Annotated in this window: 20 protein-coding genes and 1 pseudogene; 20 read left to right on the top strand and 1 reads right to left on the bottom strand. The window is 61.7% G+C overall.

From position 1 onward, the window contains the following. The first annotated feature begins 298 nt into the window (after positions 1–298). Both PCOSP_RS09670 and PCOSP_RS09665 read left to right on the top strand, forming a co-directional pair. Complete coding sequence (locus tag PCOSP_RS09670) at positions 299–1,087, top strand: lysostaphin resistance A-like protein (RefSeq protein WP_464710939.1); 789 nt, start codon at positions 299–301, stop codon at positions 1,085–1,087. A gap of 76 nt (positions 1,088–1,163) precedes the next feature. Beyond that, positions 1,164–2,729: a methyl-accepting chemotaxis protein gene (locus PCOSP_RS09665; RefSeq protein WP_139648834.1), complete on the top strand. Its 1,566-nt coding sequence runs from the start codon at positions 1,164–1,166 to the stop codon at positions 2,727–2,729. 152 nt (positions 2,730–2,881) lie between these two features. On the opposite strand, the gene PCOSP_RS09660 is transcribed toward PCOSP_RS09665, so the two are convergent. After that, positions 2,882–3,574, bottom strand: coding sequence for an alpha/beta family hydrolase (locus PCOSP_RS09660; RefSeq protein WP_464710936.1), 693 nt, complete (start codon positions 3,572–3,574; stop codon positions 2,882–2,884). A gap of 95 nt (positions 3,575–3,669) precedes the next feature. Between PCOSP_RS09660 and ccoN (PCOSP_RS09655) the strand changes: the two genes are divergently transcribed. The 18 genes and pseudogenes from ccoN (PCOSP_RS09655) to hemN all read left to right on the top strand — a co-directional run bounded on the left by ccoN (PCOSP_RS09655) (position 3,670) and on the right by hemN (position 24,351). Beyond that, complete coding sequence (gene ccoN, locus PCOSP_RS09655; RefSeq protein WP_175364233.1) at positions 3,670–5,094, top strand: cytochrome-c oxidase, cbb3-type subunit I; 1,425 nt, start codon at positions 3,670–3,672, stop codon at positions 5,092–5,094. Positions 5,095–5,108: 14 nt separating this feature from the next. Further along, the gene (gene ccoO, locus PCOSP_RS09650; protein WP_024777895.1) at positions 5,109–5,717 is read left to right on the top strand and encodes a cytochrome-c oxidase, cbb3-type subunit II; all 609 of its coding nucleotides are present in this window, start codon (positions 5,109–5,111) and stop codon (positions 5,715–5,717) included. Positions 5,718–5,722: 5 nt separating this feature from the next. Beyond that, positions 5,723–5,926, top strand: a complete 204-nt coding sequence (locus tag PCOSP_RS09645; RefSeq protein WP_139648840.1) for a cbb3-type cytochrome oxidase subunit 3 — start codon at positions 5,723–5,725, stop codon at positions 5,924–5,926. Next, a pseudogene (ccoP, locus tag PCOSP_RS09640) lies at positions 5,923–6,875 on the top strand (cytochrome-c oxidase, cbb3-type subunit III). The gene PCOSP_RS09645 and the pseudogene ccoP (PCOSP_RS09640) overlap by 4 nt, the downstream one beginning before the upstream one ends. 480 nt (positions 6,876–7,355) lie before the next feature. Then, on the top strand, positions 7,356–8,798 hold the full coding sequence (gene ccoN, locus PCOSP_RS09635) for a cytochrome-c oxidase, cbb3-type subunit I (protein WP_047703838.1): 1,443 nt from the start codon (positions 7,356–7,358) through the stop codon (positions 8,796–8,798). Beyond that, complete coding sequence (gene ccoO, locus PCOSP_RS09630; RefSeq protein WP_003199605.1) at positions 8,798–9,406, top strand: cytochrome-c oxidase, cbb3-type subunit II; 609 nt, start codon at positions 8,798–8,800, stop codon at positions 9,404–9,406. The genes ccoN (PCOSP_RS09635) and ccoO (PCOSP_RS09630) overlap by 1 nt, the downstream gene beginning before the upstream one ends. A gap of 6 nt (positions 9,407–9,412) precedes the next feature. Next, a complete protein-coding gene (locus PCOSP_RS09625; RefSeq protein WP_003183474.1) occupies positions 9,413–9,598 on the top strand; it encodes a CcoQ/FixQ family Cbb3-type cytochrome c oxidase assembly chaperone in 186 nt (61 codons plus the stop codon). Then, a complete protein-coding gene (ccoP, locus tag PCOSP_RS09620) occupies positions 9,595–10,578 on the top strand; it encodes a cytochrome-c oxidase, cbb3-type subunit III (RefSeq protein ID WP_139648844.1) in 984 nt (327 codons plus the stop codon). The genes PCOSP_RS09625 and ccoP (PCOSP_RS09620) overlap by 4 nt, the downstream gene beginning before the upstream one ends. A 147-nt stretch (positions 10,579–10,725) precedes the next feature. Further along, complete coding sequence (locus PCOSP_RS09615) at positions 10,726–10,980, top strand: type II toxin-antitoxin system Phd/YefM family antitoxin (protein WP_024777889.1); 255 nt, start codon at positions 10,726–10,728, stop codon at positions 10,978–10,980. Beyond that, the gene (locus tag PCOSP_RS09610; RefSeq protein WP_139648846.1) at positions 10,980–11,390 is read left to right on the top strand and encodes a type II toxin-antitoxin system VapC family toxin; all 411 of its coding nucleotides are present in this window, start codon (positions 10,980–10,982) and stop codon (positions 11,388–11,390) included. The genes PCOSP_RS09615 and PCOSP_RS09610 overlap by 1 nt, the downstream gene beginning before the upstream one ends. A gap of 180 nt (positions 11,391–11,570) precedes the next feature. After that, positions 11,571–15,956, top strand: coding sequence for an RHS repeat-associated core domain-containing protein (locus PCOSP_RS09605; protein ID WP_464710931.1), 4,386 nt, complete (start codon positions 11,571–11,573; stop codon positions 15,954–15,956). A gap of 6 nt (positions 15,957–15,962) precedes the next feature. Then, positions 15,963–16,973, top strand: coding sequence for a hypothetical protein (locus PCOSP_RS09600; RefSeq protein WP_464710930.1), 1,011 nt, complete (start codon positions 15,963–15,965; stop codon positions 16,971–16,973). Between the two features lie 280 nt (positions 16,974–17,253). After that, positions 17,254–18,669 (top strand): cytochrome c oxidase accessory protein CcoG, encoded by a 1,416-nt coding sequence (gene ccoG / locus PCOSP_RS09595; protein WP_139648852.1) that lies wholly within the window; start codon positions 17,254–17,256, stop codon positions 18,667–18,669. 11 nt (positions 18,670–18,680) lie between these two features. Beyond that, positions 18,681–19,220, top strand: a complete 540-nt coding sequence (locus PCOSP_RS09590; RefSeq protein WP_464710929.1) for a FixH family protein — start codon at positions 18,681–18,683, stop codon at positions 19,218–19,220. Positions 19,221–19,375: 155 nt separating this feature from the next. Then, entirely contained in the window at positions 19,376–21,826 is a 2,451-nt protein-coding gene (locus PCOSP_RS09585) for a heavy metal translocating P-type ATPase (RefSeq protein WP_464710928.1), read from the top strand. A gap of 25 nt (positions 21,827–21,851) precedes the next feature. Further along, complete coding sequence (gene ccoS, locus PCOSP_RS09580; protein WP_139648858.1) at positions 21,852–22,070, top strand: cbb3-type cytochrome oxidase assembly protein CcoS; 219 nt, start codon at positions 21,852–21,854, stop codon at positions 22,068–22,070. Beyond that, complete coding sequence (locus PCOSP_RS09575) at positions 22,063–22,746, top strand: sulfite exporter TauE/SafE family protein (RefSeq protein ID WP_175362921.1); 684 nt, start codon at positions 22,063–22,065, stop codon at positions 22,744–22,746. Before ccoS ends, PCOSP_RS09575 begins: the two co-directional genes overlap by 8 nt. A 222-nt stretch (positions 22,747–22,968) precedes the next feature. Continuing rightward, entirely contained in the window at positions 22,969–24,351 is a 1,383-nt protein-coding gene (gene hemN / locus PCOSP_RS09570; RefSeq protein ID WP_139648862.1) for an oxygen-independent coproporphyrinogen III oxidase, read from the top strand. Positions 24,352–24,396 lie beyond the last annotated feature (45 nt).

The raw sequence follows: 24,396 nt of genomic DNA, 5'->3' as shown, positions 1-24,396 counted from the left end.
GAAGGCAGTCGGTCTGTTGTTGCTGCATTGACTGGACCAGCGCTTTCGCGAGCAGGCCCGCTCCCACAGCCCTGTTCATGACTGAAGAGTATCAATCACAAGATCAATCACCGCTTTTTGTATCGCTCCGCTTATACTCTCCCCCGCCGGCACTCAAGGATCTGAGTCAGCTGGCTGATTTTCCACGCCTACGCATGAATCTGCATGGATACAAATATGTGCTCTTTGCGCGACATGGCAACGTCGTAGACGCGCCGGCCATTTTCGCCAAAGCTTCACAGCCTTAAAAGGATGTTATATGCCTGCTCTGCCCTGGCCCTACCTGGCCTTCCTGTCCGTTGGCTATTGCCTGGCCCTGGCCTACGGAAAGCTGGCCTGGACCGCCGCCATCTCAATCGCACTGTTGCTACTGGCCGGTTATGCAGTCCGCCAGCGGCAGATACCGGTCGGCCGGTTTCTCGGTCACGCTCTTTTCCTCGTCCTGGCCCTGGCACTGGCCCTGCACTGGATGCCGGGCTTTTTCAACGGACGGGCGATCCCGGCCCATCGCCTGACCGATGACGCAGCACCGTTTGCCATGTATTTGAATCAGGACAAGCCGCTGATCGGTTTCTGGCTGTTGCTGGCGTGTCCATGGATCGTCGGCCGGCGCCCGTTTGGCCTATCGATCCTGGCCACGGCCCTGGGTCTGACGCTGAGCGCGATATTGGCCCTGGGTGGGGCGATCGTGCTGGGGATGATCCACTGGGCACCGAAGTGGCCGGACCATGCATGGCTCTGGATCGCCAACAACCTTTTACTGGTGACAGTAGTGGAGGAAGCGCTGTTTCGTGGCTACATTCAAGGCAGCCTGAGCCGGCGCTTCAGTCATCTGGCCCATGGTGACAACCTGGCGTTGCTCCTGGCCTCGCTGCTGTTCGGCCTGGTACACGCCGGCGCGGGTTGGCAATGGGTGCTGCTGTCCGGCCTGGCGGGGATCGGCTACGGCCTTGCCTATCGCTTCGGCGGCCTGGGCGCGGCAATTGCCACCCACTTCGGCCTCAACCTGCTTCATTTCGCCTTGTTTACCTACCCGATGCTGGCGTGATACCGACGGGGAAAATAACTTCAATAAAAACCCGACGTTGCCGACAACCTTTCAAAGCCTTGCGGATTAGCACACGATGCGTAACAACCAACCCGTCACACAACGCGAAAGGACCTTCCCGGCCCAGCAACGATTGATCTCCACCACCAATGCCAAGGGCGTGATCACCTACTGCAACGACGCGTTCGTTGAAATCAGCGGGTTTTCCAAGGAAGAACTGATTGGTTCGCCTCACAACCTGGTGCGCCACCCCGACGTCCCGTCGGCCGTGTTCGCCCATATGTGGAATACCCTGAAACAAGGCTTGCCATGGATGGGCATCGTCAAGAATCGCTGCAAGAGCGGCGATCACTACTGGGTCAACGCCTACGTCACTCCGGTGTTCGAAGGCAACCAGGTGGTCGGCTACGAGTCGGTTCGGGTCAAGCCCAGCGCCGAGCAGATCGCCCGAGCCGAAGCCCTCTACCAGCGCATCAACCAAGGCAAGTCGGCAATCCCCCGTAGCGATAAGTGGGTGCCCCTGCTCCAGGACTGGCTGCCGTTCATCCTGGTCAGCCAGTTGAGCTTCATCGTGGGCGCCTTCCTAGATTCCTCCTGGGGTTTTGCCCTGGCCGCCCTGCTGTCGGTACCCCTGGGGTTGATGGGCCTGCAATGGCAGCAACGCGGGATCAAACGCCTGCTGCGCCTGGCCGAGCAGACTACGTCCGACCCGCTGATCGCCCGGATGTACACCGACAGCCGTGGCGTCCAGGCACGCCTGGAGATGTCGATCCTCAGCCAGGAGGCTCGCCTGAAAACCTGCCTGACCCGTCTGCAGGACACCGCCGAGCACCTCAACGAGCAGGCGCGACAGTCCAACACCCTGGCCCACAACAGCTCCAGCGGCCTGGAACGCCAGCGCGTGGAAACCGAACAGGTGGCCACGGCGGTCAACCAGATGGCCGCCACCACCCAGGAAGTCGCCAGCCACGTGCAACGCACGGCCGACGCCACCCAGGAAGCCAACCGCCTGACCGGTCGCGGACGCGACATCGCCGGGGAAACCCGCGAGGCCATCGAACGCCTGTCCGTGGTGGTGGGCGAAACCGGCCAGACCGTGACCCAACTGGCCAAGGACAGCGACGAGATCGGCGGCGTGGTGGACGTGATCAAAGGCATCGCCGACCAGACCAACCTGCTGGCGCTCAACGCCGCCATCGAAGCGGCCCGTGCCGGCGAGATGGGCCGCGGCTTTGCCGTGGTGGCCGATGAAGTCCGGCAACTGGCGCAACGCACCAGCGAATCCACCGGGCAGATCCACGCCCTGATCGCCAAGCTCCAGCAAACCGCCACCAATGCCGTGCAGACCATGGACGCCGGCCATCGCCAGGCCGAAGAAGGCGTGGCGCGGGTGATGGAAGCGGACGCAGCGCTGGTGGGCATCAGCGAAGCGGTGGCCAACATCACCGACATGACCACCCAGATCGCTGCCGCCACAGAGGAACAGAGCTCGGTGGCCGAGGAGATCAGCCGCAACATCAGCAACATATCGGAACTGGCCGACCAGACCTCGGGACAGGCTCACAGCTCGGCGTTACTGAGCGAAGAACTGACCCGTACGGCCAACACCCAGTACTCCTTGGTGGAGCGGTTCAACCGCTGACCGATGCCTGCTCGATAAAAAACCCGGACAGCGACAGCTTCCGGGTTTTTTATTGCCTGTCCTGGCCCCATCGCGAGCAGGCTCGCTCCCACATTTGGAATGCAATTCCCTGTGGGAGCGAGCCTGCTCGCGATGAGGCCCGCCCAATCACCTCACACCTGAAAAAGAAATCCCGACACGCCCAGCGCCGCTGCCTCCAGATGCTGCTCATGACTAAACCCTGAAGCTTTCAGCGGCTTCAAATCATGATCCCCCGCCGCCAACCACATCACCTCGATGACAGGTGATAAGACATACCCTCGCACGGTCTCACGATTGCCCAATGCATCGCGCTCGCCCTGGACGATCAAGGTCCGGGTCTTCAACCCGGCCAAATGCTCGACCCGTGGTTTCTCCGGCTTGCCCGCCGCATAAAACGGATAGCCCAGGCACACCAACGCGTCACCCCCCAGCTCGTCGGCGAGCAGGCTGGCCATCCGCCCGCCCATGGACTTGCCGCCGATGGCCAGCCGACCAGCGACATAAGGCCGCACCGTGGCGTACACCTCACGCCAGCATTCCAGCAACCTGGGGGCCGGGTTGGGTGGTCGCTTGCCACCGTCCAGGCGCCGTTGGGCCATGTAGGGAAATTCGAAACGCAGCACGTTGACCCCATGCGCAGCAAGGCGCGCGGCCATTTCGTTCATGAAGCCGCTGTCCATCGGCGCACCGGCACCGTGGGCAAGAATCAAGGTGGGCGCCCCGGCACCGGCGCCCGATTGCGCGGCCGTCCACAGCCAGCCATGTTGCGCCACGCACCGCGCCCATTGATCCCCGTCAATACTGGCCTTGTGCTGTTTGTCCATGCTTGCCTCGCTTTCAGTCTGCCTATAACTCCAGGCGAAGATGCCGCGCTGCCTTGCGCAGGCGGGCTCTTCGGCTGAACCGTGGATGGGGAACCATGAACACTTCTATCAGTACCGCCTACAACTACAAGGTGGTCCGCCAATTCGCCATTATGACGGTGGTGTGGGGCATCGTCGGCATGGGGCTCGGGGTTTTTCTCGCCGCCCAATTGGTCTGGCCGCAGCTCAACTTCGATTTGCCCTGGACCAGCTTCGGTCGCCTGCGCCCGTTGCACACCAACGCGGTGATCTTCGCGTTCGGTGGCTGCGCCCTGTTCGCCAGCTCGTTCTATTCGGTACAACGCACCTGCCAGACCCAGCTGTTTGCGCCGAAAATCGCTGCGTTCTGCTTCTGGGGCTGGCAACTGGTGATCCTGCTGGCGGCCATCAGCCTGCCTCTGGGCTACACCAGTTCCAAGGAGTACGCCGAGCTGGAATGGCCGATCGACATCCTGATCACCATCGTCTGGGTCGCCTACGCCATTGTGTTCTTCGGCACTGTCGCCAAGCGCACCACCAAGCACATCTACGTGGGCAACTGGTTCTTCGGCGGCTTCATCCTGACCGTGGCGATCCTGCACATCGTCAACAACCTGGAACTGCCGGTGAGCTTCACCAAATCCTACTCGGTGTACGCCGGGGCCACGGACGCGATGGTGCAATGGTGGTACGGGCACAACGCCGTAGGCTTTTTCCTCACCGCAGGCTTTTTGGGGATGATGTACTACTTCGTGCCGAAACAGGCCGAGCGTCCGGTGTATTCCTATCGCTTGTCCATCGTGCATTTCTGGGCGCTGATCACCTTGTATATCTGGGCCGGCCCCCACCACCTGCACTACACCGCGCTGCCGGACTGGGCGCAGTCCCTGGGCATGGTGATGTCGCTGATCCTGCTGGCACCCAGCTGGGGCGGCATGATCAACGGCATGATGACCCTCTCGGGCGCCTGGCATAAGTTGCGCAGCGACCCGATCCTGCGCTTCCTGGTGGTGTCCCTGGCGTTCTACGGCATGTCGACCTTCGAAGGCCCGATGATGGCGATCAAGACCGTCAACGCCCTCTCCCACTACACCGACTGGACCATCGGCCACGTCCACGCCGGCGCACTCGGCTGGGTGGCGATGATTTCCATCGGCGCGCTGTATCACATGATCCCGAAAGTCTTCGGCCGGCCACAGATGCATAGCATCGGCCTGATCAACGCGCACTTCTGGCTCGCGACCATCGGCACCGTGCTCTACATCGCTTCGATGTGGGTCAACGGTATCGCCCAGGGCCTGATGTGGCGCGCGGTGAACGAGGACGGCACCTTGACCTACTCCTTCGTCGAAACCCTGGCGGCCAGCCACCCCGGCTTCATCGTGCGGCTGGTGGGCGGAGCGATCTTCCTCAGCGGCATGCTGCTGATGGCCTACAACACCTGGCGCACCGTGCGGGCCTACCAGCCTGCCGAAGCCGCCGCTGCCGCGCAGATGGCTTGAGGAAGGAGTCCGCCATGAAACACGAAACAATCGAGAAAAACGTCGGCCTGCTGATGCTGCTGATGGTGCTGGCCGTGAGCATCGGCGGCCTGACCCAGATCGTGCCGCTGTTCTTCCAGGACGTAACCAACAAACCGGTGGATGGCATGAAGCCCTACACCGCCCTGCAACTGGAAGGCCGCGACATCTACATCCGCGAAGGTTGCGTCGGCTGCCATTCCCAGATGATCCGCCCGTTCCGCGCCGAGACCGAGCGCTACGGCCACTACTCGGTAGCCGGCGAAAGCGTCTGGGACCATCCGTTCCTGTGGGGCTCCAAGCGCACCGGGCCGGACCTGGCCCGGGTCGGCGCGCGCTACTCCGACGACTGGCACCGCGCGCACTTGTACAACCCGCGCAACGTCGTGCCCGAGTCGAAGATGCCGGCCTATCCGTGGCTGGTAACCCAGGCGGTGGACAGCAGCCACACCGAAACCAAGCTGCGCGCCATGCGCACCCTCGGCGTGCCCTACACCGATGACGACATCGCCGGCAGTGTGGCCTCGCTCAAGGGCAAGACCGAAATGGACGCACTGGTGGCCTACCTGCAAGTGCTCGGCACTGCCATCAAGAGCAAGAGGTGAGCCCCATGTTTCTTGAAATGAGCACTGGAATGATCCGCGGCCTGGGCACGGTCGTGGTGTTCGTGGCCTTCATCGGCCTGCTCCTGTGGGCTTTCAGCAGCAAGCGCGGCCCGGAGTTCGCCGAGGCGCGCCTGCTGCCGTTCGCTGACGAACCACCCGCCGACATCGCCAATCCCCAAGACCCTGCAACAAGGAGTACCCGGCCATGACCACCTTCTGGAGTACGTGGATCTGCGTACTGACCCTCGGCAGCCTGATCGGCCTGACCTGGCTGTTGATCGGTACCCGCAAGGGCGAGACCAAGGGCAGCGTCGACCAGACCATGGGCCACAGCTTCGATGGCATCGAGGAGTACGACAACCCGCTGCCGCAGTGGTGGTTCCTGTTGTTCGCCGGCACCCTGGTGTTTTCCGTCGGTTACCTGATCCTTTACCCGGGCCTGGGCAATTGGAAAGGCATCCTGCCTGGCTATGAAAACGGCTGGACCGGCGCCCATGAATGGGAAAAGGAAATGGCCAAGGCCGACGCCAGGTTCGGGCCGATCTTCGCCAAGTTCGCCGCGATGCCCGTGGAAGAAGTCGCCAAGGACCCGCAGGCCTTGAAAATGGGCGGCCGCCTGTTCGCCTCCAACTGCTCGGTCTGCCACGGCTCGGACGCCAAGGGCGCCTTCGGCTTCCCCAACCTGACCGACAACAATTGGCGCTGGGGCGGCGCGGCCGACACCATCAAGACCACCATCATGGGGGGCGCATGGCGGCGATGCCGGCCTGGGGCGAAATACTGGGGGATGCCGGGGTCAAGAACGTAGCAGCGTATGTACGTCATGACCTGGCCGGCCTGTCGCTGCCAGCTGACAGCGGCGCCGACCTGGAAGCCGGCAAACAGACGTTCAGCACCACCTGCACCGCCTGTCACGGCGCCAACGGCCAAGGCACCGAAGCCATGGGCGCGCCGAACCTGACGCAACCGGCGGGCTTCATCTACGGCACCAGCCTGGCGCAGTTGCAACAGACCATTCGCCATGGCCGCCAGGGCCAGATGCCGGCGCAAAACGAACTGCTCGGCAATGACAAGGTGCAACTGCTCGCGGCTTACGTCTACAGCCTGTCCCACCCTGCCGGCGCCGAGCGCCTGCAAGCCGAACGCAAAAGCGAATAAATCCTGCCCCCATGAACAGCCGCATCCATCGGATGCGGCGACTCCATGCCTGCGCGCGACGCATTGTCGCACCCTCCCAAGCTCTTTCTTTCGGTTCCTCGGAATCGGGTCTAAGCTTGCCTCTGCGTGTACTGGCGACTGCCGGTTTCAGGTCGACCCGACCCGATGTGTTCGACAATCGTTCGACAAAAACGCCGTAAAGACAGGCAGATACCGGCTGTGACGACAATGGCCCGGTGTCACCCGAACGCCGGCTTTGAACACACCCCGTTACAACCGACCTGACCCCCTCGCCTCTTTCCTTCGGCGCGACACTTTGTCGAGGGCCCATTTTGTCCTTACGCGGCACATGGAAAGGCCGCAGAATCAGCTTTTGAAAGCATTGACCCAGGTCATGGCGCGTTGCAATGACCCCCCGCTTTCTCCATACTTGCGGCCGATTTTTATCCTAATAAAACACCCAAACCGTGGAACCTTAGAATGAGCACAGCAATCAGTCCGACTGCTTATAACTATAAGGTAGTCCGCCAGTTCGCCATCATGACGGTGGTCTGGGGGATCCTTGGCATGGGGCTCGGTGTCTTCATCGCCTCGCAACTGGTCTGGCCGGAGTTGAACTTCGATCTGCCATGGACGACCTTTGGACGCCTGCGCCCGCTGCACACCAACCTGGTGATCTTCGCCTTCGGTGGTTGTGCATTGTTTGCCACTTCCTACTACGTCGTGCAGCGAACCTGCCAGACGCGACTGATCTCCGACAGCCTCGCGGCCTTCACCTTCTGGGGTTGGCAAGCGGTCATCGTCGGCGCGATCGTGACCTTGCCCATGGGTTTGACCACCACCAAGGAATACGCGGAACTGGAATGGCCCCTGGCTATTCTGCTGGCCATCGTCTGGGTGACCTACGGCCTGGTGTTCTTCGGCACCATCGTCAAGCGCAAGACCAAGCACATCTACGTCGGTAACTGGTTCTACGGTGCCTTCATCGTCGTGACGGCGATGCTGCACATCGTCAACCACATGTCGCTGCCGGTCAGCCTGTTCAAGTCGTACTCGGCCTACTCGGGCGCGACCGACGCGATGATCCAGTGGTGGTACGGCCACAACGCCGTGGGCTTCTTCCTGACCACCGGCTTCCTGGGGATGATGTACTACTTCGTGCCGAAACAGGCCGAGCGTCCGATCTACTCCTATCGCCTGTCCATCGTCCACTTCTGGGCGCTGATCACCCTGTACATCTGGGCCGGTCCGCACCACCTGCACTACACCGCGCTGCCGGACTGGGCGCAGTCCCTGGGCATGGCCATGTCGATCATCCTGCTGGCGCCAAGCTGGGGCGGCATGATCAACGGCATGATGACCCTCTCGGGCGCCTGGCATAAACTGCGCACTGACCCGATCCTGCGCTTCCTGGTGGTATCCCTGGCGTTCTACGGCATGTCGACCTTCGAAGGCCCGATGATGGCCATCAAGACCGTCAACTCCCTGAGCCACTACACCGACTGGACCATCGGCCACGTCCACGCCGGCGCGCTCGGCTGGGTAGCGATGATTTCCATCGGCGCCATCTACCACATGATCCCGAAACTGTTCGGTCGTGCGCAGATGCACAGCACTCCCCTGATCAACGCGCACTTCTGGCTCGCGACCATCGGTACCGTGCTCTACATCGCTTCCATGTGGGTCAACGGCATCACCCAGGGCCTGATGTGGCGTGCGATCAACGACGACGGCACTCTGACCTACTCGTTCGTCGAAGCGCTGCAAGCCAGCCACCCTGGCTACATCGTCCGTGCCCTGGGCGGCGCGTTCTTCGCCAGCGGCATGCTGTTCATGGCCTACAACGTGTATCGCACCGTTCGTGCTTCTGACCCGGCTGAAGCTGAAGCCGCCGCCAAGATCGCCGTAGTTGGAGCTCACTGATGAAGCACGAAGCAGTAGAGAAGAATATCGGCCTGCTGGCCTTCTTCATGGTCATCGCCGTGAGTATCGGCGGCCTGACCCAGATCGTTCCGCTGTTCTTCCAGGACGTGACCAACAAGCCGGTCGAAGGCATGAAGCCGCGTACCGCCCTTGAACTGGAAGGCCGCGACATCTACATCGCCAACGGCTGTGTCGGCTGCCACTCGCAGATGATCCGTCCGTTCCGCGCCGAGACCGAACGCTACGGCCACTACTCGGTCGCTGGCGAAAGCGTCTGGGACCACCCATTCCTGTGGGGTTCCAAGCGTACCGGTCCGGACCTGGCCCGCGTTGGCGGTCGTTACTCCGATGACTGGCACCGTGCGCACTTGTACAACCCGCGCAACGTGGTACCCGAGTCGAAAATGCCGGCCTACCCGTTCCTCGTGGAAAACAAGCTCGACGGCAAGGACACCGCGAAAAAAATGGAAGTCCTGCGCACCCTGGGCGTGCCTTACACCGACGAAGACATCGCCGGCGCCAAGGATGCCGTGAAGGGCAAGACCGAAATGGACGCGCTGGTGGCCTATCTGCAAGGCCTGGGCACCATCATCAAAAGCAAACGGTGATTCTTAATGGATATCGGGATGATTCGCGGCCTGGGCACCGTCGTCGTGATGGTGGCTTTTATCGGTCTGGCCCTGTGGGTGTTCAGCCCCAAGCGCAAGTCGGAGTTTGACGACGCGACCTTGCTGCCGTTCGCGGATGATCCCGAAGCCATCAAGCACGTCGAGCAAGCTTCTAGGAGTAACAAAGAATGACAACGTTCTGGAGTCTGTACGTCACAGTCCTCAGCCTGGGAACGATCTTCTCCCTGACCTGGCTGCTGCTGTCGACCCGCAAGGGCCAGCGCAGCGAGGCCACCGAAGAGACGGTTGGCCATTCCTTCGACGGGATCGAGGAATACGACAACCCGCTGCCGAAATGGTGGTTCATGCTGTTCGTGGGCACCATCGTGTTCGCCCTCGGCTACCTGGTGCTCTACCCGGGTCTGGGCAACTGGAAAGGCCTGCTGCCAGGCTATAACTACCTGGATACCGAAAAGCAGACCGCCTTCGCCAACGGCCAGACCGGCTGGACCGGCGTGCATGAGTGGGAAAAGGAAATGGCGCGCTCGGATGCCAAGTTCGGTCCGATCTTCGCCAAGTTCGCCTCCATGCCGATCGAAGAAGTTGCCAAGGACCCGCAAGCCCTGAAGATGGGTGGCCGTCTGTTCGCCTCCAACTGCTCGGTCTGCCACGGTTCCGACGCCAAGGGTGCCTACGGCTTCCCTAACCTGACCGACGCCGACTGGCGCTGGGGCGGTGAGCCGGAAACCATCAAGACCACCATCATGGGCGGTCGTCATGCCGTGATGCCGGGCTGGGCTGCCGTGGTCGGCGAGCAAGGTGTCGCCGACGTGGCGTCGTACCTGGTGACCAGCCTGCACGGTCGCAAACTGCCGGAAGGCGCCAAGGCCGATCCGGCCAACGGCCAGAAAATCTTCGCTGCCAACTGCGTGGCCTGCCACGGTCCGGCAGGCCAGGGTACTCCCGCCATGGGCGCACCCAACCTGACGCACCCGGCCGCGTTCATCTACGGTTCGAGCTTCGCTCAACTGCAGCAGACCATCCGCTACGGTCGCCAGGGCCAGATGCCTGCCCAGGCCGACCTGCAAGGCAACGACAAGGTCCACCTGCTGGCCGCCTATGTCTACAGCCTGTCCCACGGCGAAAAGGCTCCGGCCGCTGACGCCCAGTAAGGCTTGCGCCTGATACACGAAAGGCCCCGTCAATGCACATTGACGGGGCCTTTTTCATGGCCGGTCCGATAGGGCGCAGCCGTTTCTCTTGCCGCCAATCAGTCAAGGTAGTAACGTGCCTACATCAACTTCAATGAGGGCATGCCCATGTCCATCACTACCATGTCCAGCCGCGAATTCAACCACGACACAAGTGGTGCCAAAAAAGCGACCCGCGAAGGGCCCGTCATCATCACCGACCGTGGCAAGCCGGCTCATGTGCTGCTAAGCATTGAGGAGTACCAGAAACTGACCGGCATCGGCGCCAGCATTGTCGAGCTGCTGGTCATGCCCGATGCGCCAGATATCGATTTCGACACCGAGCGCGCCGTCATCACTCCTCGAGCGGTAGACCTGTCCTGATGTATTTACTCGATACCAATGTCATTTCGGAATTGCGCAAACCCCAGGCCGACAGAAACGTGCAGGCCTGGGCCCGCAGCGTAGCCGCGCCCAGCCTGTATGTTTCGGCGATTACCGTATTGGAACTGGAAACCGGCGTGTTGCGCTTCGAACGCAAGGACCCGAGCCAGGGAAGCCGCCTGCGGGCCTGGCTGGACAACCACGTCCTGCCCGCCTTTGCCGGCAGGATCCTGGCGGTGGACCGCGCCGTGGCGCTGCGCTGCGCCCGGCTGCACGTACCTGATCGCAGCAACGAATGCGACGCGCTGATCGCTGCCACGGCGCTGATCCATGGCCTGACCGTGGTCACCCGCAACGTAGCGGACTTCGAGGCCAGCGGGGTTACGTTGCTCAACCCGTGGATGGCCTGACTACGCGGTGCGGCTGGCCGGGATGAAAAACCGGCCGATTGCCTGATGCGTCCGAAGCTGATCAAATGCCCGGTGCGCACGGAGACGCGGGCCATGACTGACAAGGAGAAGATGCAATGGAAGGCATCACAACGCTTGAACCGATAGAAGCCGGCGGCTCCCACTGCACGGGCAACGTGCATGTCTGACGCGCTCTGGGCCGCTCGCCTGGGCGATGCGCTGGATCACACCTCGATGATGGCCGACATCCTCGGCGGTGTGCTGGAAGTGGCGGCCAACATCGCGATCACGGCCGTCGCCACCGCTGCCGTGGTTGCGGCCACCGGCATCACGGTCGCGACCGGCGGCCTCGGTTGCTTCCTGCTCGGCGCCGTGGTCGGCGCGGTCGTCGGCCTCGCCATGAGCAAGACCGGCGCCGACAAGGGCCTGAGCAATATTTGCGAGGGCATCGGCAACGCCCTCTTTCCGCCCACGGTGCAGGCCAACATCCTCACCGGTTCCACCGACACCCTGACCAACAACATTCCCGCCGCCCGCGCCGCCGGGGCCATCGAATCCCATGTCGCACCGGCCGGCACCGAGCTGGAAGCGCCCGAGCCCAGCTACCTGGACATGGCCGAGAGTTTCTTCTCGCAGATGTGGCGGCCCACCGTCGCCACACCCGCCCCCGGTGCCGTGCCCAAGCCGCTGGACATGATCACCTGCCTGAAGCATCCGCCGATGCCGCCGCAGTTCCTGGCCGAAGGCTCGGACAAGGTCACCATCAACGGCCAGCCCGCCGTGCGCAGCGGCGACCGCAGTACCTGCGAAGCCAAGGTGGTGTCGTCCGGGCTGATTTCCCCCGACGTGACCATCGGCGGCGGCACCGTGGTGGTGCGCGAGATCCGCAGCGGCAAGACGCCGGGCGTGGGCCTGGCAGTAACGGCCCTCTTGATGCTCAAGGGCAGCAAGGGCAAGTTCTTCAGCAAGCTGCCATGCATGCTGGCCGGCGCAGCGGCGTCGATGGCGGTCAGCAGTGCCATGGGCGCGGCGGCCAACGCGGCCATGGGCTCGTCGAACCCGGTGCATGCGGCGACCGGGGCCAAGGTCCTGGGCGGCGATGAAGAGCTGGATTTCGTACTGCCGGGGATTCAGCCGATCGATTGGCAGCGCTTCTATAACAGCCGTGACGAGCGCGGCGAAGGGCTGTTCGGCGTCGGCTGGAGCGTGCCCTACGAGGTGTGCGTCGAGATCCGGCCTCACCCCGAGGGCGGCGAGACCCTGGTCTACACCGACGAACAGGGCCGCCCCATCGACATGGGCTCAATCCCCTTGGGCGGTGCGGTGTTCAGCGCCGGCGAAGGCCTCGCCGTGCGGCGCCATGCCAACGGGCAATTGCTGATCGAAAGCGCGGACGGCCTGTATCGCCTGTTCGAACCGGCGCCAGGAAATGCGGCTTTGCTGCGCCTGAACCAGTTGGGCGACCGCAACGACAACCGCATCCACCTCGACTACGACGAAACCGGGCGCCTGGTACGACTGCGCGACGCTTTCGACCTGGTACAGGTCGAGCTGGCTTACGAACGTGAACGTGTCAGCCAGATCGAACGCCTGTACCCCGACCAGCAACGTGAAGTGCTGGTCAGCTACGGCTATGACGCGACGGGCAACCTGACCGAAGTACGCGACGCCACCGGCCAGGTGCAACGACGCTTCGCCTACGACGCGGGCCGGCGCATGGTGGAGCACCAGTTGCCCACGGGCCTGCAGTGCTTCTACGACTGGGCCTTGATCGAGGACCAGGAATGGCGCGTGGTCCGACACTGGACCGACGAGGGCGATGCCTACCAGTTCGACTATGACCTCATGGCCGGCATCACCCGCATCAGCGATAGCTTGCAGCGGGTCAGCACCCGCCACTGGAACAGCCAGCACCAGATCACCCAATTCACCGACACGCTCGGCCAGACCTGGTCGTTCGAGTGGAACGACGAGCGCCAGATGCTGGCCGCCACCGACCCACAGGGCGGGCACTACACCTACAGCTACGACGAAGCCGGCAACCTGATCAGCGAAACCGACCCGCTGGGTCGCAGCGAATCCACCCTCTGGCTCGAACACTGGGCCCTGCCGCAGGTGGACACCGACGCCGCCGGCCACAGCTGGACGTACCGCTACGATCAGCGCGGCAACTGCATCGCCGAAACCGATCCGCTGGGCCATGTCACCCGCTACCGCTACGACGCCCACGGCCAGGTCATCGAAATCATCGACGCCACCGGCAAGAGCAAGAAGCTGCGCTGGAACCCGTTCGGACAACTGGTGGAGCATGTCGACTGCTCGGGTTACCCGACGCGGTTCAGCTACGACCATCGCGGCTATCTGCAGACCATCACCGATGCCCTCGGCGAGCGCACCCAGTTCAGCTACGACGCCCAAGGTCGCTTGCTCGGCAGCCAATTGCCGGACGGCCGCAGCGAGCTTTACCAGCGTGACGTCGCCGGCCAGTTGACCGGCTATACGGACCCGGCCGGGCACACAACTCTTTACCAACACAACCGCCGCGGCCAGGTCCGCCAGCGCACCGACGCCCAGGGCCGGCAGGTGCAGTTTGCTTACGACAGCTATGGGCGACTGCAGGCGCTGGTCAATGAGAATGGTGAACGCTATCGGTTTGCCTGGGATGCCGGGAACCGGCTGGTTGAACAGCGTAATCTCGACGGCAGCGTCAAGCGTTACACCTACGACGCTCTCGACAATGTAACAAGAGTCGAGACCGCTGCAGCGCCGCGAAATGATCATCACCCCCTCGAAGAACCCATCGTCCAGCATCTGGAACGCGATGCGGTAGGTCGACTGATCACCCGACTCACGCCTGACGGACAGTCTCGGTACAGCTATAGCCCACTGAACCAATTGATCGAAGCCGTCACTGTCAATAATGATGGCGATGAACAGCGATTGGGCTTCGCTTATGACGCGTTGGGATATTTGATTGAAGAGCAGAGTTCGGCAGGGCTTCTGAAGCATCATTACGACGAACTCGGCAATCTCATCCAGACCCGACTCCCTGACGGTCGCTGGATCAACCGTCTTTACTACGGCAGTGGCCACCTGCATCAGATCAATCTTGACGGCCAGGTCATCAGCGACTTTGAACGTGACCGGCTGCATCGTGAGGTGATGCGCACGCAAGGCCAGATCCACACGCGTAGCGACTACGACCGTAGCGGGCGCCTACGCAGTCGCCAACGCCGTCTCGGCAGCCCTCCTTCGCCGATGACGGCTGCCGAACAGATGCATTTTGAGTTCGATCCCAGCGATCATCTTGTTGGCCGCCTCGAACGACTGCCACAAGGCCAGCAACGTCAACTGCTGCACTACGACGTGACGGGGCGAATCATTGCGAGCCAGGGAAGTCGCCAGGGACAGAATGAAACATTCGCCTTCGATGCGGCTGCCAATCTCCTCGACGCCCCCTCCGGCGCAACCGGACGGGTTGTGCACAACCAATTGCTGACTTATCAGGATAAGCGTTATCGATACGACGGCTTCGGACGAACAATCGAAAAACGCAGCCGACGACACGGGTTGCAGCGATTCAGTTATGACTCCGATCATCGTCTGATTGAAGTTCGAACACGGAAAGTCGAGGGAGAAAGCGTCGTCAGGATGCGCTATGACCCCTTGGGCCGAAGGATCGAGAAAACTGAACATGACAGCAAAGGTCAACTCATCGCCTCCACGCGCTTCGACTGGGATGGCCTGCAATTACTAAAAGAGCAAAAAAATGGCCTGACCAGCCTGTACCTCTACGCTGATAACGGTCATGAGCCCTTGGCCAGGGTCGACGGCATCGAAGAGAGTCAACGCATTCGCCACTATCACAACGACCCCAATGGTCTGCCACACGCCTTGACGGAAAGTGACGGCCATCCGCTGTGGCATGCCCGCTATCAAGTATGGGGCAATACGTTCGAGGAGGTGCGTGAGCCGTATTACGTCGAAGAACAGAACCTTCGATTCCAAGGGCAATATCTGGATCGGGAAATTGGCCTGCACTACAACACCTTTCGCTTTTACGACCCCGATATCGGACGCTTTACCACGCCCGACCCTCTGGGCCTGAGCGGCAGCCTTAATCTCTATCGCTACGCACCGAATCCATTCACCTGGATCGACCCATTAGGGCTGAAAGAAAACGAGATTATTCGCTACATGGGCGAAAGCGAAACAGTTTCCTCGAAGGCAGCTAATGGCGGTAAAGGGGGCTTGGTCCCGAATATCCGGGGAGAGAAAGCGGTTTGGGTCAACCAGGACAGCAATCCAGGGTTCAACCCAGGCAATGAAAAGTATCGAGTCGTCGCTACCGTCAACAATGAAGGGGTCAGCATGCTCAATAACCACAAAGATATCTCCACCGTTGACTATAAGGAGACGGGTCTGAAAGATGGCGTGCTTTCCAAAACGAATGAACCCAAAGCCAGAGGCATCGGTTTCCGGTTGTTGGATAAATTCAATAAAACCATCACGTCATTTCGTGTCGAGAAAAAAGGCCCGAATGGAAAGTGGAAGACATGCGGGTAAGGCTAAATGGACATCTTCAATCTCCTCTCCTATAAGCTTGAAAACTTCCTGAACGCCCGCCCTTACCCCAAGGCGCTGGGCGCCATTTTCTATGAAGAAGACGAGCCCTTATTACTCCGAGTCGTGGCCAGGAGAAGCAACGGCTCAGCCTTCAGCGTGAGCCGTTGGCACGACTTGTTTTCAGCAAGCGCTTTCGAAAAATCCATGGCGAAAATCGGATTCACGGAATCGGATTGCTATGCCCTGCTCCTGGTCCTGTCACGCCTTGGCTACCTGCTCGAGATCGACAACCGCCAACGAACCAACAAAGACTATTTTGTTTTCTTCTACTTGATCCAGTTGATCAGCTTGAAGAACAGCCCGATCGATTCCAATGCACAACTCAGAAACCACATGTTCAGGTTCCTGCTTTTCGAGTTGAGCATCGACGACGAGGTGTATCGTCGGTTCAGCATCGAGGGTTATCAGTTGATGATGGCGACCGATGCCTTGGGGCCTGTGCCTTTTCTGGAGATCATCGATCTGGTTTACAAGGCAATCAAGGCGGACGCCAGGAAAGAGCATGAGCTGCTGAGCCATTTGAAAAGCTATCAGACAGCCGTTATCCGATTACTGACCGAAGCTGACGGAGACACTTACCGCTTCAAGCTCAATGATCGCCACAGCGAACTCATGTACCCCGACCTTTTTCTGAATACCTATGCCCAGAACAGGCGGTGGGTACTCAACGCTGTGATCGATACGCTCAATCCACTCCAATCAACGGAAAACCTGTTCGTCTCGAACATGATTCTGATGAACTACTCCTTCCACATACTGAAAAACCGGCCTCGTGAAATCCTGAAACTGAAGAAATACGTCAATGATGAGGTGCTGTTCGGCAAATTGCTGGAGGCCATCATCCTGCGTCGTATGACCGTCACCAAAGCGCTGTTCGAAAAGATTCCTACGGGTCATGATCTGACCTCGATCAATAACGATTCAGCGTCGTTCTACAACATCCTGTATAGCCACTAGCTCCCCCGCCACCTAGTGCAGCCTTCAGGCGTTGCCTGCATTCACCGCTGGCGGCAAAACCAAAGGGACCAGCAACGCCCATGGACTGTCTATAGTCAATTGATCTGGGTCATGACTTGTTACATCCGCTACACCATTCGCCCCTTGCGCCCAACGCGACCAAAGGTCGCACCCTTGGGCTAGAGCGACAGGCGTATCATTGGGCCATTGCAGCACCCTTTCTGACCGTGGTCGGCACGCACTGGCCTCGGCACTTTTCCACTGCCGTGGGATGCATTTGATGAGCAATCAGATTCCGGTACATGACGTTACCCCGCCTGCCAAGGATGCCAACAAGAGCGTCGACTTGTATGCCTCTCGGGAAAAAATCTACACCCGAGCCTTCACCGGTCTGTTCCGCAACCTGCGGATGGTCGGCGGAGCCTTTTTGTTCCTCCTGTACTTCGGTACCGTCTGGTTGAACTGGGGCGGTCATCAGGCCGTCTGGTGGAACCTGCCGGAACGCAAATTCTTTATTTTTGGCGCGACCTTCTGGCCCCAGGATTTCATCCTGTTGTCCGGACTGCTGATCATCGCCGCCTTCGGCCTGTTCTTCATTACGGTGTACGCCGGTCGGGTGTGGTGCGGCTATACCTGCCCGCAGAGCGTGTGGACCTGGATCTTCATGTGGTGCGAAAAAGTCACCGAAGGCGACCGCAACCAGCGCATCAAGCTGGACAAGGCGCCCATGGGGGCCAACAAATTCCTGCGCAAATTCGCCAAGCACAGCCTCTGGCTGCTGATCGGTTTCGTCACCGGCATGACCTTCGTCGGCTACTTCACGCCGATCCGCGAGCTGGTGTTCGAGTTCTTTACCGGTGAGGCCGATGGCTGGTCGTATTTCTGGGTCGGTTTCTTCACCCTCGCCACCTATGGCAACGCCGGCTGGCTGCGCGAGCAGGTGTGCATCTACATGTGCCCTTACGCCCGCTTCCAGAGCGTGATGTTCGACAAGGACACGCTGATCGTGTCCTATGACCCACGTCGCGGCGAAGGCCGTGGCCCTCGCAAGAAAGGCATCGACTACAAGGCCTTGGGCCTGGGGGACTGCATCGATTGCACCATGTGCGTCCAGGTCTGCCCCACCGGCATCGATATCCGCGACGGCCTGCAGATCGAGTGCATCGGCTGCGCCGCCTGCATCGATGCCTGCGACAACATCATGGACAAGATGGATTACCCGCGCGGCCTGATCAGCTACACCACCGAACACAACCTGTCCGGGCAGAAAACCCATAAACTGCGCCCGCGCCTGATCGGCTATGCCCTGGTGCTGCTGGCGATGATCAGCTTGTTGGTGACGGCGTTCTTCATGCGCTCGCTGGTGGGTTTCGACGTCAGCAAGGACCGCGTGCTGTTCCGCGAAAACGCCGAAGGCCGGATCGAGAACGTCTACAGCCTGAAGATCATGAACAAGGACCAGCGCGATCACACCTATGTGCTGGAAGCCACCGGCCTGCCTGACTTGAAGCTGCAAGGCCGACGGGAAATCAAGGTCGCGGCCGGCGATATCTTCAGCCAGCCAGTGGAGTTGTCCAGTGCACCGGACCAGCTGCCGTCGAGCACCAACGAGGTGACCTTCATCCTCAAGGATGCCGATGACGACAGCGTTCATGTCGAAGCCAAGAGCCGGTTCATCGGCCCACAAATTCGTTGAGAGAACTGAACATGCCTGCAGCAACCGCCACCAGCCCTTGGTACAAGCACCTCTGGCCGTGGATCATTATCGGGATCCTGACCTGCTCGGTGACCTTGAGCCTGACGATGGTGACCATTGCAGTGAAGAATCCGGACAACCTGGTCAACGACAACTATTACGAAGCCGGCAAGGGCATCAACCGCTCGCTGGAGCGCGAACTGCTGGCCCAGACCCTGCAGTTGCATGCCAACGTGCAGATGGATGATGTCACTGGCGAGGTGAACCTGCGCCTGAGCGGCAACAGCCGGCCGCAGACCCTGGAACTGAGCCTGATTTCTCCGACCCAGCCGGAGAAGGACCGCAAGATCGTCCTGACCCGCAACGACAGCGAGCCGGGGCGGTACATCGGCCAGTTAACGGACAAGATCGAAGGCCGGCGCTTTGTCGAATTGCTGGGCATAGAGAACGACAAGACCTGGCGACTGTTCGAAGAGGAACAGGTCAACCACGACCAGGCCATCCTGCTGGGCGATGAGCCGCTGCAAGGTGCTGAAGACCTGAAGAAGTAGGCCGTTTTTCTGTCGTTCTGATTGTTCCCACGCTCCGCGTGGGAACACAGCCCGGGACGCTCCGCGTCCCCCCGCAAGCGTGACGCGGAGCGTCACAGGATGCGTTCCCACGCAGAGCATGGGAACGATCATTGGACAACGTCTGTGAAAACGCAATGACTACGCCCCTGCCCTGCTACCACTGCGCCCTGCCCGCCCCTCCCGGCAGCCGCTTCATCGCCGTTGTCCTGGGTGAAACCCGTGAGTTCTGCTGCCCGGGTTGCCAGGCGGTGGCCGAGGCGATTGTCGCTGGCGGCCTGGAGAGTTATTACCAGCATCGCAGCGAAGCATCGGCCAACCCCGAAACCCTGCCTGTCCAATTGACCGATGAACTGGCGTTGTACGACCGCCCCGACGTGCAGCAATCGTTCGTGCGCCACGAAGGCGAGCTGGCCGAAACCACCCTGTTGATGGAAGGCATCAGTTGCGCCGCCTGTGGCTGGTTGATCGAAAAACAATTGCGTGGCCTGCCGGGCGTGGCGGAAGCGCGATTGAACCTGTCCAATCATCGCTTGCAGGTACGTTGGGCCGACGCTGAACTGCCGTTGAGCACCCTGCTCGCCGAATTGCGCCAGATCGGCTACGTCGCCCACCCGTACCAGGCCGACCAGGCCAGCGAGCAACTGGCCGCGCAAAACCGCCTGGCCCTGCGCCAGCTCGGCGTGGCCGGGCTGCTGTGGTTCCAGGCCATGATGGCAACCATGGCGACATGGCCGGAATTCAATATCGATCTGAGCCCGGAGATGCACACCATCCTGCGCTGGGTCGCGCTGTTTCTCACCACCCCTATCGTGTTCTATAGCTGCGCGCCCTTCTTCAAAGGCGCGATGCGTGACCTGCGCACCCGCCACCTGACCATGGACGTTTCCGTGTCCCTGGCGATCGGCAGTGCTTACATCGCCGGAATCTGGACCTCTGTCACCGGCGTGGGCGAGCTGTATTTCGATGCCGTGGGCATGTTCGCGCTGTTCCTGCTGGCCGGCCGCTACCTGGAGCGACGGGCCAGGGAGCGCACCGCTGCGGCCACCGCGCAACTGGTCAATCTGTTGCCGGCCTCATGCCTGCGCCTGGCAAGCGACGGCCAGAGCGAACGCATCCTGCTCAGCGAGTTGCGTACCGGCGACCGGGTCCTGGTGCATCCAGGGTCGGTCCTGCCGGCCGACGGCAGGATCCTCGACGGCCAATCCAGCATCGACGAGTCCCTGCTGACCGGTGAATACCTGCCGCAACCCCGCCAAGTGGGCGATGCGGTTACCGCGGGCACGTTGAACGTCGAAGGCGCCTTGACCGTCGAGGTGCAGGCATTGGGGCAAGACACCCGATTGTCCGCCATCGTGCGGCTGCTGGAGCGAGCCCAGGCCGAAAAGCCGCGACTGGCGGAAGTCGCCGACCGGGCAGCCCAATGGTTCCTGCTGCTCTCCCTGGTCGCCGTTGCCGCCATCGGCCTGTTGTGGTGGCAGTTGGATGCATCCCGCGCCTTCTGGATTGTCCTGTCGATGCTGGTCGCCACCTGTCCTTGCGCGCTGTCCCTTGCTACGCCAACCGCCCTCACTGCCGCCACCGGCACCCTGCACAAGCTCGGTCTGCTGCTGACCCGGGGTCATGTGCTGGAAGGCCTGAACCAGATCGATACGGTGATTTTCGACAAGACCGGCACCCTCACCGAAGGTCGCCTGGCCTTGCGCGCCATTCGCCCCTTGGCAGGCCTCGACGGCGACCAGTGCCTGGCGCTGGCCGCCGCCTTGGAAAACCGCTCCGAACACCCCATCGCACGGGCTTTTGGCCGCGCGCCGCTGGCCGCCGAGCAGGTACAGAGCACACCCGGGCTGGGGCTGGAGGGCCAAGTCGGCGAACAGCGCCTGCGCATCGGCCAACCCGGCTTTGTCTGCGAATTGAGCTGCGCGGCAATACCGCCGATGCCGGACGAGCCCGGCCAATGGCTGCTGTTGGGCGATACCGGCGGGCCCTTGGCCTGGTTCGTCCTCGACGACCGCCTGCGCGCCGACGCCCCGGCCTTGCTGGCGGCTTGCAAGGCGCGCGGCTGGCGAACACTCCTGCTGTCGGGCGACAGTTCGCCAATGGTTGCCAGTGTCGCCGCCGAACTGGGCATCGACGAGGCCCGGGGCGGACTGCGCCCGGACGACAAACTGGCGGTGCTGCAGCAGTTGCACCAGCAAGGCCGCAAGGTGCTGATGCTCGGCGATGGGGTCAACGATGTGCCGGTGCTGGCGGCAGCGGACATCAGTGTGGCCATGGGCTCGGCCACCGACCTGGCCAAGACCAGCGCCGACGCGGTGTTGCTGTCCAACCGTCTCGATGCCCTGATCCACGCCTTCAACCTGGCCCGGCGCACCCGTCGGGTGATCATCGAGAATCTGGTGTGGGCGGCGCTGTACAATGGCCTCATGTTGCCGTTCGCCGCCCTCGGCTGGATTACCCCGGTGTGGGCCGCGGTCGGCATGTCCATCAGTTCGTTGACCGTGGTGTTGAATGCGCTGAGGCTGACTCGCCAGCCCAAGCTGCAGGTTTTCGACGCCGCGCCCGATACCCGCCCGCTGCCGGCCTGAGCCGCGCGGGCCTGGAGTTCCGAGAATGCCAGCTCTCTACGTGATGATCCCGGCCGCGCTGCTGATCGTGGCCATCGCCGTGTACATTTTCTTCTGGGCCGTGGACAGCGGCCAGTACGACGACCTCGACGGTCCGGCCCACAGCATCCTGTTCGATGATCAGGACCCCAATCACAAGGCCGCCGTGGACGAAGCCGACGGCCAAGCCCAGCGGCCGGACGACAAGGCCCCGCCCCATGCTTGATCTGGCGCCATTACTGGTTTCAGCGGTAATCCTCGGCCTGCTGGGCGGCGGCCATTGCCTGGGCATGTGCGGCGGCCTGATGGGCGCCCTCACCCTGGCGATCCCCAAGGAACAACGCAGCCGGCGCTTCCGGCTGTTGCTGGCGTACAACCTGGGGCGAATCCTGAGCTATGCCACCGCCGGGCTGTTGATCGGCCTGGCTGGCTGGGCGGTCGCCAACAGCCCGGCGGCGATGATCATGCGGATACTGGCCGGGTTGCTGCTGATCGCCATGGGCCTGTACCTGGCGGGCTGGTGGAGCGGCCTGACCCGCATCGAAGGCGTTGGCCGGGGCTTGTGGCGACATATCCAGCCGGTCGCCAACCGCTTGCTACCCGTGTCGAGCCTGCCCCGGGCGCTGCTGCTTGGCGCACTGTGGGGCTGGTTGCCCTGCGGCCTGGTCTACAGCACCCTGCTGTGGTCCGCCAGCCAGGGCAACGCACTGGACAGCGCGTTGCTGATGCTGGCTTTCGGCCTCGGCACCTGGCCGGTACTGCTTGCCACCGGCCTGGCCGCCGAACGCGTCACCGCCCTGCTGCGCAAGCGCAGCGTGCGCACGGCCGGCGGCCTGCTGGTGATCATTTTCGGCATCTGGACCTTACCGGGGCCGCACCAGCATTGGCTCATGGGGCACTGACAGGGATTCCCTGCCCCCCTTTGTGGGAGCGGGCTTGCTCGCGAAGGCGGCGGTACATCCAACATTATCGACATAGGTAGACCGCTTTCGCGAGCAAGCCCGCTCCCACAGAGGACTGCAGCGGGCCTTGCCTGTCCTTTGCCCCGTTGATGCAAATCAACACGCCCCAGCGTCCACCCTCCTAGACTCGCGCTCATGCCAGCCTATCCGGGGAACGCCCGCATGCTCGACGCCATTCGTTGGGACTCTGATCTGATCCGCCGCTACGACGTAGCGGGGCCTCGCTACACCTCGTACCCGACTGCGGCGCAGTTCGCCGGCCAGGTGGGGACCTTCGACCTGCTCCACGCCCTGCGCGACAGTCGCAAGGCCATGCGGCCACTGTCGCTGTACGTACACGTGCCGTTCTGCGCAAACATTTGCTACTACTGCGCCTGCAATAAGGTCATCACCAAGGACCGTGGTCGCGCCCACGCCTACCTGCAACGCCTGGAACAGGAAATCCAGCTGATCGGCTGCCATCTGGATCCCGCACAGCGCGTGGAACAGTTGCACCTGGGCGGCGGCACTCCGACCTTCCTCAGCCACGACGAGCTGCGCCAGTTGATGGCCAAGCTGCGCAAGCATTTCAACCTGCTGGATGACGACTCCGGTGACTACGGCATCGAAATCGATCCCCGGGAAGCCGACTGGTCGACCATGGGCCTGTTGCGGGAACTGGGTTTCAACCGGGTCAGCATCGGCGTGCAAGACTTCGATCCGGCCGTGCAACGCGCCGTCAACCGCCTGCAAAGCCTGGAGGAAACCCGTGCGGTGATCGAAGCCGCCCGGACCTTGCAGTTCCGCTCGATCAACATCGACCTGATCTACGGCCTGCCCAAGCAGACCCCGGACAACTTTGCCCGCACCGTTGCAGAAGTCATCGACCTGCAACCAGATCGCCTTTCGGTGTTCAACTACGCTCACCTGCCGGAACGCTTCATGCCTCAGCGGCGCATCAACAGCCAGGACCTGCCGAATCCGGAACAGAAACTGGCGATGTTGCAAGGCACCATCGAACAACTGACCGCCGCCGGTTACCGCTACATTGGCATGGATCACTTCGCCCTGCCCGACGACGACCTGGCCATCGCCCAGGAAGAGGCCACCCTGCAACGCAACTTCCAAGGCTATACCACCCATGGCCACTGCGACCTGATCGGCCTCGGCGTGTCAGCCATCAGCCAGATCGGCGACCTGTACTGCCAGAACAGCAGCGACCTGAACCAGTACCAGGGCATCCTCGCCGACGGACAACTGGCAACCAGTCGCGGGCTGGTGTGCAATGCCGACGACCGGCTGCGGCGGGCGGTGATCCAGCAATTGATCTGTCATTTCGACCTGGCCTTCGCCGAGATCGAGCAAACCTTCAATATCGATTTCCAGGGTTATTTCGCAGCGTTGTGGCCGCAGTTGCAGGCCATGGCCGAGGACGGGTTGATCGAGCTGGATAATACCCACATCAAGGTATTGCCTGCCGGGCGCCTGCTGGTGCGCTCGGTGTGCATGGTATTCGACAGCTATCTGGAGCAGCAAAACCGGCAGCGCTTCTCCCGCGTCATCTGAGCGCGACAATTTGACGAGGAACCACACTGGCCCAGGACCCGGAGC

This window comes from Pseudomonas sp. MAFF 730105 (genome assembly GCF_055380705.1).
The sequence above is the reverse complement of the archived record's forward strand: the minus strand, read 5'-3'. Positions and strand labels throughout refer to the sequence as shown.

Coding starts and splice junctions, on each gene's coding strand:
- PCOSP_RS09670 (WP_464710939.1), top strand. CDS start 299: ATGCCTGCTCTGCCCTGGCCCTACCTGGCCTTCCTGTCCGTTGGCTAT.
- PCOSP_RS09665 (WP_139648834.1), top strand. CDS start 1,164: ATGCGTAACAACCAACCCGTCACACAACGCGAAAGGACCTTCCCGGCC.
- PCOSP_RS09660 (WP_464710936.1), bottom strand. CDS start 3,574: ATGGACAAACAGCACAAGGCCAGTATTGACGGGGATCAATGGGCGCGG.
- ccoN (WP_175364233.1), top strand. CDS start 3,670: ATGAACACTTCTATCAGTACCGCCTACAACTACAAGGTGGTCCGCCAA.
- ccoO (WP_024777895.1), top strand. CDS start 5,109: ATGAAACACGAAACAATCGAGAAAAACGTCGGCCTGCTGATGCTGCTG.
- PCOSP_RS09645 (WP_139648840.1), top strand. CDS start 5,723: ATGTTTCTTGAAATGAGCACTGGAATGATCCGCGGCCTGGGCACGGTC.
- ccoN (WP_047703838.1), top strand. CDS start 7,356: ATGAGCACAGCAATCAGTCCGACTGCTTATAACTATAAGGTAGTCCGC.
- ccoO (WP_003199605.1), top strand. CDS start 8,798: ATGAAGCACGAAGCAGTAGAGAAGAATATCGGCCTGCTGGCCTTCTTC.
- PCOSP_RS09625 (WP_003183474.1), top strand. CDS start 9,413: ATGGATATCGGGATGATTCGCGGCCTGGGCACCGTCGTCGTGATGGTG.
- ccoP (WP_139648844.1), top strand. CDS start 9,595: ATGACAACGTTCTGGAGTCTGTACGTCACAGTCCTCAGCCTGGGAACG.
- PCOSP_RS09615 (WP_024777889.1), top strand. CDS start 10,726: ATGTCCATCACTACCATGTCCAGCCGCGAATTCAACCACGACACAAGT.
- PCOSP_RS09610 (WP_139648846.1), top strand. CDS start 10,980: ATGTATTTACTCGATACCAATGTCATTTCGGAATTGCGCAAACCCCAG.
- PCOSP_RS09605 (WP_464710931.1), top strand. CDS start 11,571: ATGTCTGACGCGCTCTGGGCCGCTCGCCTGGGCGATGCGCTGGATCAC.
- PCOSP_RS09600 (WP_464710930.1), top strand. CDS start 15,963: ATGGACATCTTCAATCTCCTCTCCTATAAGCTTGAAAACTTCCTGAAC.
- ccoG (WP_139648852.1), top strand. CDS start 17,254: ATGAGCAATCAGATTCCGGTACATGACGTTACCCCGCCTGCCAAGGAT.
- PCOSP_RS09590 (WP_464710929.1), top strand. CDS start 18,681: ATGCCTGCAGCAACCGCCACCAGCCCTTGGTACAAGCACCTCTGGCCG.
- PCOSP_RS09585 (WP_464710928.1), top strand. CDS start 19,376: ATGACTACGCCCCTGCCCTGCTACCACTGCGCCCTGCCCGCCCCTCCC.
- ccoS (WP_139648858.1), top strand. CDS start 21,852: ATGCCAGCTCTCTACGTGATGATCCCGGCCGCGCTGCTGATCGTGGCC.
- PCOSP_RS09575 (WP_175362921.1), top strand. CDS start 22,063: ATGCTTGATCTGGCGCCATTACTGGTTTCAGCGGTAATCCTCGGCCTG.
- hemN (WP_139648862.1), top strand. CDS start 22,969: ATGCTCGACGCCATTCGTTGGGACTCTGATCTGATCCGCCGCTACGAC.